Source organism: Lysinibacillus sp. UBA5994 (genome assembly GCF_002429725.1).
GTDB classification, from domain to species: Bacteria; Bacillota; Bacilli; order Bacillales_A; family Planococcaceae; genus Lysinibacillus; species Lysinibacillus capsici.
On the sequence record NZ_DJAU01000013.1, the window covers coordinates 1 to 12692 of the forward strand.

At 40.9% G+C, this 12692-nt stretch carries 12 protein-coding genes; all 12 read left to right on the top strand.

Annotated features, from left to right (window positions below):
• The first annotated feature begins 204 nt into the window (after positions 1-204).
• Positions 205-1353 (top strand): thiolase family protein, encoded by a 1149-nt coding sequence (locus B3D98_RS04720; RefSeq protein ID WP_054550709.1) that lies wholly within the window; start codon positions 205-207, stop codon positions 1351-1353.
• A gap of 15 nt (positions 1354-1368) precedes the next feature.
• Complete coding sequence (locus B3D98_RS04725) at positions 1369-2136, top strand: 3-hydroxyacyl-CoA dehydrogenase (RefSeq protein ID WP_288581121.1); 768 nt, start codon at positions 1369-1371, stop codon at positions 2134-2136.
• A gap of 70 nt (positions 2137-2206) precedes the next feature.
• Entirely contained in the window at positions 2207-3832 is a 1626-nt protein-coding gene (locus B3D98_RS04730) for a long-chain fatty acid--CoA ligase (RefSeq protein ID WP_288581124.1), read from the top strand.
• Between the two features lie 125 nt (positions 3833-3957).
• A complete protein-coding gene (locus tag B3D98_RS04735; RefSeq protein ID WP_048389827.1) occupies positions 3958-4188 on the top strand; it encodes a hypothetical protein in 231 nt (76 codons plus the stop codon).
• A gap of 84 nt (positions 4189-4272) precedes the next feature.
• Positions 4273-5046, top strand: coding sequence for a CheR family methyltransferase (locus B3D98_RS04740; RefSeq protein WP_048389829.1), 774 nt, complete (start codon positions 4273-4275; stop codon positions 5044-5046).
• A 281-nt stretch (positions 5047-5327) separates the two neighbouring features.
• Positions 5328-6509 (top strand): chorismate synthase, encoded by a 1182-nt coding sequence (aroC, locus tag B3D98_RS04745; RefSeq protein WP_004232644.1) that lies wholly within the window; start codon positions 5328-5330, stop codon positions 6507-6509.
• 3 nt (positions 6510-6512) lie between these two features.
• Entirely contained in the window at positions 6513-7604 is a 1092-nt protein-coding gene (aroB, locus tag B3D98_RS04750; protein ID WP_054550711.1) for a 3-dehydroquinate synthase, read from the top strand.
• Complete coding sequence (aroH, locus tag B3D98_RS04755; RefSeq protein ID WP_004232646.1) at positions 7601-7969, top strand: chorismate mutase; 369 nt, start codon at positions 7601-7603, stop codon at positions 7967-7969. The genes aroB and aroH overlap by 4 nt, the downstream gene beginning before the upstream one ends.
• 18 nt (positions 7970-7987) lie before the next feature.
• Entirely contained in the window at positions 7988-9088 is a 1101-nt protein-coding gene (gene hisC, locus B3D98_RS04760; RefSeq protein ID WP_288581137.1) for a histidinol-phosphate transaminase, read from the top strand.
• Positions 9085-10182 carry a prephenate dehydrogenase gene (locus B3D98_RS04765; protein ID WP_048389834.1) on the top strand — a complete coding sequence of 366 codons (1098 nt, stop codon included), beginning with the start codon at positions 9085-9087 and terminating at the stop codon, positions 10180-10182. Before hisC ends, B3D98_RS04765 begins: the two co-directional genes overlap by 4 nt.
• Before the next feature lie 59 nt (positions 10183-10241).
• Positions 10242-11528 carry a 3-phosphoshikimate 1-carboxyvinyltransferase gene (gene aroA / locus B3D98_RS04770; protein WP_288581141.1) on the top strand — a complete coding sequence of 429 codons (1287 nt, stop codon included), beginning with the start codon at positions 10242-10244 and terminating at the stop codon, positions 11526-11528.
• A 96-nt stretch (positions 11529-11624) separates the two neighbouring features.
• Positions 11625-12692 (top strand): tetratricopeptide repeat protein (locus B3D98_RS04775; protein WP_288581144.1); only part of this gene is annotated, 1068 nt, incomplete at its 3' end.

The window sequence follows — 12692 nt, forward strand, 5'->3', positions numbered from 1 at the left end:
AGTTAGACTGGTGGTTCTGATAGCGCAAAAAAAAAAGGGGAGGGATCATTCCGACGAATAATCTCTTACTAGAAACATATAGAATTGTTAAAAACTTCTTAGTCATGTACAATAAATAATGTAATATTCTGATAATTAAGTGAGGAATAGTTGAGTAGACTCGTCAATAAACTAAGAGGATGACGAGGAAAAGGGGTTATGGACATGAGAGAAGTGGTGATTGTAGCAGCTGTGAGAACTGCTATAGGAAGAAGTAAGGGCGCATTAAGTCAAGTTCGAGCAGATGATTTAGCAGCTGATGTATTACAGGAGGTTGTAAAGCGTGCAGGCATTGGTAAGGAACAAGTAGACGATGTCATTTTGGGGTGTGTGACGCAAACAGCTGAACAAGGGGCAAATATTGCGAGGACCTCTTTATTAATGGCTGGATTCCCCGATAGTGTGCCAGGTGTAACCATTGATCGTCAGTGTGGTTCAAGCCAACAAGCCGTGCACTTCGCAGCACAGGCAATTTTAGCGGGGGATATGGACATTGTCATTGCTGGTGGGGTAGAAAGTATGTCAAGAGTACCAATGGGCTCAAACATGCAACATGCCCATGCTAGTAACCGCTTACAGGAAAATTATGATATTATCCATCAAGGATTATCAGCAGAGAAAATCGCTTCCCAATGGTCTTTATCGAAAGAACAGCTAAATAGCTATGCTTATCAAAGCCATCAACGGGCGATTTCCGCCATTAGAGCGGGTCATTTCCAAGCTGAAATACTACCCATTCAAGTTCCACAAGAGGATGGCTCAGTGACAACATTTGCGGTAGATGAGGGTCCTCGTGCAGAAACTACCGTTGACATTTTAAATGGATTAAAAACCGTCTTTCAAGAGAATGGCGCGATTACTGCGGGCAATGCGAGCCAAATGAGTGATGGGGCCTCAGCTGTAGTCGTAATGGCATTGGATAAAGCGAGAGAACTAGGCATTCAACCACTCGCTAAAATTGTGACAAGAGTGGTCGTGGGCTCTGATCCGACATTAATGCTGACAGGGCCAATCGAAGCTACTAGAAAAGCATTAGAACGGTCAGGGCTCAACATTGAGGATATCGACACATATGAGGTAAATGAAGCCTTTGCACCTGTGCCGCTCGTTTGGCTGCATGAAATAGGAGGAGACCCACAGAAGCTCAATCCTGATGGTGGAGCCATTGCACTGGGACATCCATTAGGGGCAACAGGTACGAAATTGTTAACGACCATGCTCTATCGAATGGAGCGAGAGAATTATCGTTACGGCTTGTTGGCGATTTGTGAGGGAATGGGAATGGCCAATGCCACGATCATTGAAAAAATGTAAAAGGGGATATGTCTGATGAAGGAACATGAAGTGGTGGCAGTCGTAACAGGGGGTGCCTCTGGTTTAGGAGAAGCAACCGTTCGGAAATTAATAGGACAGGGTGGCAAAGCAATTATTTTTGATGTCAATGATGAGCGTGGACAAGCTCTAGTGGAAGAATTAGGTCAAAATGTCCTTTATGCACGAGTAGACGTCACAAAGGAAGAGGAGGTGGCGACTGGCCTTGAGCAGGCTATTGCAGCTTTTGGCAAGATCAATGTTGCAGTGAACTGTGCTGGCATTGCAGATGCGAGTAAAGTTATTTCGAAGCGTGGTATACACGCCCTTGCGTTATTTGAAAAAGTGATTGCTGTTAATTTAGTTGGCACGTTTAATGTCATCCGTCTAGTGGCAGAAAAAATGCAAAATAATGAGCCAAATCAGGATGGACAGCGTGGCGTCATTATTAATACCGCGTCTGTGGCTGCATTTGATGGGCAAATCGGACAAGCTGCTTATAGCGCGTCAAAAGGTGGCGTAGCAGCCATGACGTTGCCAATTGCAAGAGAGCTTGCGGAAATTGGTGTCCGAGTGATGACCATAGCGCCAGGATTAATTGAAACACCAATGTTTGCTTCGTTACCTGAGCCTGCACGAACAGCTCTTGCTCAAATGACACCATTCCCTAAACGACTTGGTAAACCTTCGGAATATGCTCTTTTGGTTGAAAGTATTATCCACAATGGCTTGTTAAATGGAGAGGTTATTCGACTAGATGGTGCCATTCGCATGCAACCGAGGTAACGGCAAAATCTAGTTCAAATAGTTTTTGTTTTGATTGTTTCTAAAATCGTAGATGAAGGGAAGCGGTATCATGCATATGATGGATACACCTTTATTATTAACAAGTTTTTTGAATCGTGCAGAACGATTTTTTCACTCAAAGAAAATCTATTCTCGAACAAGTGCCACTACTATTCACGAATTTACGTATAAAGAATATGTCAAACGGACTCGCCGATTAGCCGATGCTTTGACGAAACTAGGGATGGATCGAGGAATGAAGGTGGGCACATTTGCTTGGAATCACCATCGCCATTTGGAAGCCTATTTTGCTGTACCATGTGCAGGAGCAGTATTGCATATGATTAATATTCGATTATCCCCTGAGCATATTGCCTATGTCATCAATCATGCCGAGGATGAAATATTATTAATAGATGATAATCTGGTGCCACTAATTGCACCTATCGTCTCTCAGCTGAAAACGGTAAAGCATTATATCATTATGGGTGATGCTGTTGCAGTAGAAACTTTACCGATTCCAAATGCTTTTTCCTATGAATCGTTACTTGCGGATGCAGATGAACATTTCACATTCCCAGAAGATTTAGATGAAAATACACCCGCAGGCATGTGCTATACAAGTGCAACGACGGGCATGCCAAAGGGAGTAGTCTATACACATCGCAGTATTGTACTTCATAGTTTAACAGCTGGTCTCGCTGACAGTATTGCAATTTGTGAGTCGGATGTGGTGTTACCTGTTGTGCCAATGTTCCATGCGAATGCATGGGGATTACCATTTGCAAGTGTCGCATTTGGTTCTACACAGGTCTTACCGGGACCCATGTTTACACCACAGCTATTGCTAGAATTATTTGATGTATATAAAGTTACATTGACAGCAGGTGTACCGACCATATGGCTGGGCGTTCTACAGGAGCAGCGTCAAAACCCTCGTGACCTATCGTCTATGCGATTAATTGTTTGTGGAGGTTCTGCTTCACCAATTGGTCTTGTCCGAGGCTTTGAGCAAGAACTTAATATCCCGTACATGACAGGTTACGGTATGACGGAAACCTCACCTCTTGTAAGCCTATCCACGTATTTAACACATATGCAGGACTACACGGCTGATGAAAAAATGAATGTTCGGATTACACAAGGTATGACGATGCCACTTATTGATACAAGGATTGTCAATGAAAATGGTGAAGTGCCTTGGGATGGCAAAACGATGGGAGAGCTTACGATTAGAGGACCTTGGATTGCTAATGAGTATTATCAGGATGAACGAACGGAAGAGGCCTTTAAAGACGGCTGGCTCTATACAGGCGATATTGCTGTGATGACAACAGATGGCTATATAAAAATTACCGACCGTACAAAGGATTTAATTAAGAGTGGTGGCGAATGGATTTCTTCAGTAGAGCTTGAAAATGCATTAATGTCCCATCCAAAGGTCTTTGAGGCGGCTGTTATTGCCATTCCACATGAAAAGTGGTTGGAGCGACCATTAGCTTGTGTCGTAGCAAAGCCAGAGTTTAAGGATTCGATTACAAAAGAAGAGTTACTAGAGAGTCTACAGCACCAATTCCATAAATCATGGGTTCCTGATGATATTGTCTTCATTGACGAGGTACCAAAAACGTCTGTAGGTAAATTCTTAAAGGCTAAATTACGAGAAGATTTAAAAGAGTATCGCATACAAGTCTAACGATAATGGATAGAATGAGGGTGGTGAAAAACTACCTTCATTTTTTATTGGAATAAATTCCTGAAAAATGAAACTATTTTTTCCATTTTGCCGTATAATCAAAATAACGAAAGGAAGTGAACGGATTGTCAATTGCCATTGTAGCGATAATTGGAGGCGTCATTATTTCTCTAGCTGGAATTTTTACAGACGCTCGTACTAGACAACAAAAAATAAAACTGAAGGCTGTTGAAAAAGAAGTAGAATTAGAAAAGCTTAGGTTAGAAACTTATACGATTGAAACAGAAAAAATGAGACTTGAATTAGAACAGTCGAAAGTCTTACTTTTAGAGGAAAAACAAAACGTAAGAAAGTAGATTTGCATACATGAGAAAGACTATTTCAGGATTGGGACTTTTCCGCTATAATGGTAATACGACGCTAGAGGGGAAGATGACCATATGTCTGATTATGAACAGTTTATAGAAGGTATCAAGCGCAAAACAGGAATAGATTTAGCGTTATATAAAGAAGCGCAAATGAAAAGACGATTAACCTCTCTTTATGAGAAAAAGGGCTATCGTAATTTTGTAGACTTTCTAAAGGCACTCGAACAAGATCGTGATTTAATGAATGAATTCTTAGATCGTATGACGATCAATGTTTCTGAATTTTATCGCAATGGAAAGCGCTGGGAAGTATTACAAAAGAAAATATTTCCGAAACTTTTACAAACTAATAAGCGTTTAAAAATTTGGAGTGCGGCTTGTTCGACAGGAGAAGAACCATATTCTTTAGTAATGGTATTATCTCAATTGGTGCCTTTATCTCAAATTCAAATTATTGCCACTGATTTAGATGAGAATGTGATACAAAAGGCGAAGTTAGGTGTCTACCCTGAACGCTCTTTAGCCGAGGTCCCAAGTGATATTAAAGCAAAGTATTTTGAACAAGAAGGCTCCTTCTATCGCGTGAAGGATGAGATTAAGCGTTGTGTAACCTTTAAGAAACATAATTTATTGAATGACTCTTATGACGGAAATTATGATTTAATTGTTTGTCGCAATGTCATGATTTATTTTACAGAAGAAGCGAAAGATCAAATTTATAATAATTTTAGTAAAGCACTGCGCAAGGATGGCGTTTTATTTGTTGGATCGACAGAGCAAATTTTTAATCCAGCACGATATGAATTTGATGTAGAAGACACGTTCTTCTATCGCAAAAATAATTAATAATATGGATGAAAAGCTTTGTACAAATAACACAATTGTACATAAAGTTGACCAAGCATTAAACATAGATAATTCATACGCTTTTCGCTTATCATAAGCAAAGGCGTATTTTTTATAAAATTTAGCTAGGTGTTTTTTATAACTTTCATTCAGAATATTCACATTTAGATCTATGAAAATGGTAACTACTTAAAAGACATTCGTAAAAGGACTGTTTTTTTAACGAATATATGTTATAGTGAAAAATACATACTTTAGCGAGTTGAAGGGAGAAAGTGTTTATGCGTTACTTAACAGCAGGTGAGTCTCATGGACCCCAATTAACGACAATTATTGAGGGTTTACCGTCACTCTTACCCATTACAGCAGAAAAAATTAATCACGATTTAAAACGTCGCCAAGGAGGTCATGGACGTGGGCGCCGCATGCAAATCGAAACAGATACAGTGGAGATTGTAGCTGGTGTTCGTCATGGTCAGACACTTGGATCTCCTGTTGCACTCGTTGTCACAAATGATGACTGGAAGCACTGGACTAAAATTATGGGTGCAGAGCCACTAGCTGATGATATCAATCCTGAAGATATCAAGCGTCAAATCTCACGTCCTCGTCCAGGTCATGCAGATTTAGTTGGAGGCATGAAATATGGTCACCGTGATTTAAGGAATGTATTAGAGCGCTCCTCTGCGCGTGAAACAACTGTACGAGTAGCAGTTGGGTCTGTGGCAAAGGCGTTACTTAATGAACTAGGCATTTCCATTGTTGCACATGTTACAGAGATAGTGGGAATTAAAGCCGATACTTCTTTAATAGAAGGAAAAACAACAGAAGAAATTCGTGCAATTGTCGAAGCGGATCCTTGCTACTGTGTAGATCCAATCGCCTCTGCGAAAATGGTTGAGGCAATTGATGAAGCGAAAAAGGCCGGCGATTCGATCGGTGGTGTTGTAGAAGTCATTGTAGAAGGCATGCCTGCAGGTGTAGGTTCTTATGTACATTATGATCGTAAGCTGGATGCAAAGCTTGCTGCTGCTATGCTATCTATTAATGCATTTAAAGGAGTAGAGTTTGGACTTGGCTTTGAAATGGCACGTCGAAAAGGTTCTGAAGTACACGATGAAATCATCTGGTCTGAAGAAGAAGGTTATACTCGTGCAACCAATCGACTTGGTGGCTTAGAAGGCGGTATGTCAACAGGTATGCCAATTGTTGTACGTGGTGTGATGAAGCCAATTCCTACTTTATATAAACCATTACAAAGTGTAGATATTGAAACAAAAGAGCCGTTTAAAGCGAGTGTTGAGCGCTCTGATAGCTGTGCAGTACCAGCAGCGTCTGTAGTTGCAGAACATGTTATTGCCTGGGAAATAGCGAATGCAATTTTAGAGCAATTCCATAGTGATCAACTACCACAATTACAAGCTCAAATTGACGAGCATCGTCAATATACAAAGGGGTTCTAAGTTATGCGTGTACCAGTAGCAACAAAATCGCATCAATATGAAGTTGTTCTTGGGCATCAATTTCTAACTGAAGCTGTGGAGGCATTTGCTGATAAACTTCAAAAAGCGGATAAGCTCTTTGTGTTTACTGATGTCAATGTTTGGGCAGCACAGGGAGAATACTTCAAAGCAAATTTCCCATACCACTTTGAGGTCTTTATTTTGCCAGGTGGAGAAGCGTGCAAAACCTTTGATCAATACAACGCTGCTCAAACATTTTTATTAGAGCAAAAATGCTCCAGAAAATCCTTCATTTTTGCTTTTGGAGGAGGAGCAGTTGGCGATTTAACAGGTTTTGTTGCGGCAACTTATATGCGTGGGATTCCGTTTATTCAAATTCCAACGACTATTCTAGCGCATGATTCCGCAGTTGGTGGAAAAACTGCCATTAATCATCCACTAGGAAAAAATATGATTGGCGCATTTTATCAGCCAGAAGGCGTGATATATGATACAGCTCTTTTAGAAAGTTTATCAGAGCGTGAGGTACGTTCGGGAACAGCAGAGTTAATTAAGCATGCCATGATTTCTGACCCGAACTGGCTGGAGGAATTAATGACAGGAGATTCGGTGATCCATTTTAATCAAAATGAACTAGCAAAGCAACTAAAAAAAGGAATTGAAGTGAAAGCACAAATTGTTGCTGAGGACGAAACAGAGCAATCCGTTCGAAAGTTTTTAAACCTAGGCCATACATATGGACATGCCATTGAGGCAGCTGCGGGTTATGGCAAAGTGGCTCATGGTGAGGCGGTTATGATTGGACTCGTCTATTGTCTTCTATTGAGTGAACGATATGGAGAACTTGATCGAACGTTCACCCAATCCTTTTTACAGTTTGCGATAAAAAACGGCTATCCTTTTAAGGCTGTGAGTGATTATTCATTTGAACAATTATCTAGCTACCTAATGAAAGATAAAAAAGCGGAATATGGCATTTTACAATTCGTTCTTTTGGATAAAATTGGAAAACCTTTTGTCAAAGCTATTGATTTAGAAGAATGTCAAGAAATAGATGCTGAATATAGACAGTTATTAGCGGAGGTGCTTGTATGATTCGTGGACTTAGAGGAGCAATAACAATTGAATCTGACAAGCCAGAGCTTGTATGGGATGAGACAGCAAGATTAGTGCGTGAGGTTGTGGCAGCAAATAATGTGGACATTGATGATATCGCATCGATCCTCATTTCAACAACGCCAGATATTACCTCAGCATTTCCTGCTCGTGCAGTACGCTTGATGGATGGCTGGCAATATGTCCCTGTTATGTGTACACATGAGATGGATGTGCCAGAAGCATTACCATTATGTATTCGTGTATTAATACATGCAAACGTAGAGGTTGCCCAAAAAGATGTAAAGCACTTGTATCTCAATGATGCAGTGAAATTAAGACCAGATTTGGCCCAGGCTAAATAAGTAGAGGAGATGTTTTAGATGAAGTGGAAACAACAATTGGACGGTATGCAAGCATATAAGCCAGGTAAACCAATTGAAGAAGTACAACGTGAATATGGCTTAAAGGAAGTTATTAAATTGGCATCGAATGAAAATCCATTCGGGTGCTCACCTAAGGTAACAGCTTATTTACAAAATAATGCAGTGAATCATGCACTTTATCCAGATGGCTATGCCCAAAACCTACGTACTGCTGTGGCAAATCATCTAGGTGTGAAAGAAACACAGCTTCTTTTTGGTAACGGCTCTGATGACATCATTGCTATTATTACTCGTGCTCTGTTGTATCCAGGGGTAAACACGGTTATGGCCGACCCTTCCTTCTCTCAATACTGGCACAATGCTGAAATTGAAGGTGCTGAAGTACGTAAAGTGCCTTGTCAAGATGGAGCACATGATCTAGAGGCAATGTTGGCTGCAATTGATGACCAAACTTCTATTGTTTGGGTATGTAGTCCAAATAATCCTACAGGAGTTGTCATTCCTGATGCTGCATTGCGTGCCTTTCTAGCAAAGGTTCCAAGCGATGTCCTTGTCGTGCTTGATGAGGCATACATTGAATATGTTACACATCCAGACCACAAGGATACGTTACCAATCATTAATGAGTATCCGAATGTGCTTTTACTGCGTACATTCTCTAAAGCATATGGCTTAGCTTCGTTCCGCGTAGGCTATGCTATTGGCCAACCTGATGTTATTGCTAAGCTTGATCCTGTGCGTGCACCATTCAATAATACAATCTTAAGTCAAGCTGTTGCTACCATTGCCCTCAGTGACCAAGATTATATTGAAGCCTGCCGTGAAGCCAATGAAAAAGGCAAAAAACAATATGTAGAATTTTGTGAAAAGCATAATTTAAAATACTTCCCATCTGATACAAACTTTATTTTCTTTGATACCCATGCTGATAGTGATGTTGTTTTCCAAGAGCTGATGAAAAGAGGCTTTATCGTGCGCAGTGGTAATGCATTAGGCTTACCAGGATTTATCCGTGTGACAATTGGAACAAAGGCTCAAAATGCAGCATTGCTTAGCCAACTTGATGAAGTGTTAAAACAACAAGGGGTATTTGCATGACACGCAAAGTACTCGTTATAGGGCTAGGATTGATCGGAGGTTCTATTGCCCTTGCTTTGCAAAAAGCACCGGAAACAAAAATTATTGGCTACGACATGGACGCACAAACACGCGAGCATGCGAAAACATTAAATATTGTGCATGAGATTGTCGCAGATCCACTGGCTGTTGCGGCTGAGGTTGATGTTATTATCTTCGGTACGCCCGTTAATGCAACACTGGATTGGATGGAGCAATTAAAATCATGGCCCTTGAAAAATAAAGTCATCGTAACAGATACAGGAAGTACAAAAAAATTAATTATGCAAAAAGCCAGCGAATTACGAGAACTTGGCATAACGTTTATTGGTGGACATCCAATGGCGGGGTCTCATAAAAGTGGTGTGCTGGCTGCTAAGGCGCATCTTTTTGAAAACGCATATTACATGCTTACACCACTTGCTGGGGAAGAAATTGTTCATATGGCACAGCTTGAAAGTTTGCTGAAATTTACCCATGCAAAAGTAGTCAGTGTATCTGCCAGTGAGCATGATCACATGACAGCGGTGGTGAGTCATTTTCCGCATGTTATTGCGGCCTCACTTGTTCATCAATTAGGCGGCGAAAATGGGGAGTACCCAATGACACGTTCTCTTGCAGCAGGAGGGTTTCGTGATGTGACACGAATCGCCTCTTCCAATCCCATATTATGGCGAGATATTACGCTGCAAAATCGCGAGGAACTCCTCACGCAATTAGATGGCTGGGAAAAAGAAATGACACGCATTAAGGAACTGCTGATGGAGGGTTCTTCACAGGCTATTGAAAACTATTTTGCAGTTGCCAAAGAACTGAGAGATGAATTACCGATTAGTGCAGGGGCTATGTATACACCATTCGATCTATATGTTGATGTTCCTGACTATCCAGGTGTTATTTCTGAAGTGACGGGCTTTTTAGCAGATGAAGCAATTAGTATTACGAATCTTCGCATCGTTGAATCACGAGAAGATGTTTTCGGTATTCTAGTCATTAGCTTCCAAAGTGAAAATGATCGCGAACGTGCTGCAGCCTGTATTCAAAAACGAGCAAATTTCGAAACGTATATTTCTTAGCATAAGAAAGCGTCGGCATTTCGGCGCTTTCTATCTTCATATTGGAGGGAAAAAAGTTCATGAGTGAAAAAGTATTGCAATACAACAAGCCTTCTTTACAGGGCTCTTTAACTGTTCCAGGCGATAAGTCTGTATCTCATCGCTCTGTGATGTTTGGCGCCATTGCTAGTGGAACAACGACAGTAGAGGGCTTTTTACTAGGTGAAGATTGTTTAAGTACAATTGATTGCTTCCAGAAACTTGGCGTTCAGATTGAGGTGGAAGGGACAAATGTAACCATTCATAGTCCAGGGATGGATGGCTGGCAGGAGCCGACAGAAGTGTTATATACGGGTAACTCTGGTACAACAACACGCTTAATGCTAGGCATTTTAGCTGGTTCTACTGTTCACTCTGTCATGACAGGAGATGCATCCATTGGAAAACGACCAATGCGCCGTGTTATAGATCCACTGCGTCAGATGGGTGCACAAATTACAGGGCGTGCAGACGGGCAATATACACCACTAGCCATTCAAGGTACAAAATTACAAGCCATTGATTACAAGATGCCTGTAGCAAGTGCACAGGTGAAATCTGCTATTTTACTAGCGGGCTTGCGTGCTGAAGGAACAACTATTGTTAGAGAAATGGATGTTTCGAGAGATCATACAGAGCGAATGCTGCGTCAATTTGGTGCACATGTAGAAGTAGATAATGGCGTAGTATCGATTGAAGGAGGACAAGCTCTCAATGGTACGCATGTTTCTGTGCCAGGAGATATATCATCGGCTGCCTTTTTCTTAGTGGCAGGAGCCATTTGCAAAAATAGTCAGCTAACACTAAATAATGTGGGCATTAATCCAACACGTGATGGCATTATAGAGGTGCTGCAAAAAATGGGCGCCACGATGACGGTAACGCCGAATGATGATAATCAAGCTGAACCGACAGCAACAATCCAAATCGCGACATCTTCTTTAACTGGTACAATTATTGAGGGAGACATTATTCCTCGTTTAATTGACGAAATTCCAATTCTTGCATTACTCGCTACGCAAGCACATGGTCAAACGATCATTAAAGATGCCGAGGAGCTAAAGGTGAAGGAGACTGACCGTATCACGGCTGTTGTGACTGAATTGAAGAAACTTGGTGCCCAAATCGAAGCAACAGAAGATGGGATGATTATTGAGGGACCAACGTCTTTAAAAGGAGCAAACCTTCAAACATATGGTGATCATCGAATCGGCATGATGGGTGCAGTTGCAGCTTTAATAACAGACGGAGCTGTTGCACTAGATGATGCACAATGTATTGCTGTATCCTACCCATCGTTCTTTGAGCATATTGAGGCAGTGAGGTAACAATTAAAGAGAGGCTCTCCAAGCTTTTGGGGAGTTTTTTCTTGTTTCAGAGGTAAATGTTTTGTAGCATAAAGGTATCAACGAAAGAATAGGTGAATGACTGTGAACAATGCGATGACTGAAATGATGCAAGCACTTGAACAAGGGGATTTAGCATTAATAGATCAGCTACTAGAATCATTTTTAATGAAGGAGCTACCCGAGGAGATCTATGCACTTGCTGAGATTTTTATGCAGTATGGGTACATGAAGGAAGCTGACCGTGTGCTGGAGCATTTACAATTTTTATTCCCAGAAGAAGCACAGTTAAAAATAGATCGTGCCAATGTCCTAATGGAGCTTGGTAATGAAGATGAAGCATTAGATTTATTATTAGAAATTGAAGAAACCTCCCCAGAATATCCACAAGCGTTATTGGTTTTAGCTGATTATTATCAAATGCAAGGGTTATTTGAGGTTGCAGAAAAGCGTATAAATGAAGCATTAGCGATTTTACCAGACGAGCCATTATTACATTTTGCGAAAGCAGAACTTTTATTTGAAACAGGTCGTTTTTTAGAGGCAGCAAGACTGTATGAGGACTTATATGAGCAGCAAAATGAATTTGCTGGTATTCAACTTGTCGAACGACTAGCGGAGGTTTATCGTGCAGGTGCAGCCTATGAGACAGCATTTGATTATTATGTCAAAGCCCTTGAAGATGAAGTAAAGCCCGATATTTTATTTGGAGCTGCTTATTCAGCCTTCCAGTCACAAAAATACGAGATGGCTATTAAACAACTAGAGGAATTGAAAGAATTAGATCCTGATTACTTCTCAGCCTATTTATTGCTTGCGGAAAGCTTTGCAATGACAGAGGATAATCAAAAAGCTTATGCTGCCATTCAAGAGGGGTTAAAGCGTGATGAATATGATAAATCGCTTTATTTATTCGCTGGTAAAATGGCATTGAAAAATGGTTTGCCAGAAGAAGCTGAGCAACATCTGAGAGAAGCTATAGCGCTCGATCCTGAATATATGGAAGCGGTACTGGCACTTATTTCAGTGTTTGGACAACAGGAGCGCCATGAGGATGTGATCGAGTTATTTGAGACATTACAGCAAAATGATTTTGAATGGAGCACTTTATATCCTTTTGCGGCAGAGGCATATGAAAATTTAGAA

Bases quoted from the DNA above. Each gene is read 5' to 3' on its own strand.
- B3D98_RS04765 (WP_048389834.1), top strand. From the start codon at position 9,085: ATGACACGCAAAGTACTCGTTATAGGGCTAGGATTGATCGGAGGTTCT.
- aroH (WP_004232646.1), top strand. From the start codon at position 7,601: ATGATTCGTGGACTTAGAGGAGCAATAACAATTGAATCTGACAAGCCA.
- hisC (WP_288581137.1), top strand. From the start codon at position 7,988: ATGAAGTGGAAACAACAATTGGACGGTATGCAAGCATATAAGCCAGGT.
- B3D98_RS04725 (WP_288581121.1), top strand. From the start codon at position 1,369: ATGAAGGAACATGAAGTGGTGGCAGTCGTAACAGGGGGTGCCTCTGGT.
- B3D98_RS04740 (WP_048389829.1), top strand. From the start codon at position 4,273: ATGTCTGATTATGAACAGTTTATAGAAGGTATCAAGCGCAAAACAGGA.
- B3D98_RS04720 (WP_054550709.1), top strand. From the start codon at position 205: ATGAGAGAAGTGGTGATTGTAGCAGCTGTGAGAACTGCTATAGGAAGA.
- aroA (WP_288581141.1), top strand. From the start codon at position 10,242: ATGAGTGAAAAAGTATTGCAATACAACAAGCCTTCTTTACAGGGCTCT.
- aroC (WP_004232644.1), top strand. From the start codon at position 5,328: ATGCGTTACTTAACAGCAGGTGAGTCTCATGGACCCCAATTAACGACA.
- B3D98_RS04730 (WP_288581124.1), top strand. From the start codon at position 2,207: ATGCATATGATGGATACACCTTTATTATTAACAAGTTTTTTGAATCGT.
- aroB (WP_054550711.1), top strand. From the start codon at position 6,513: ATGCGTGTACCAGTAGCAACAAAATCGCATCAATATGAAGTTGTTCTT.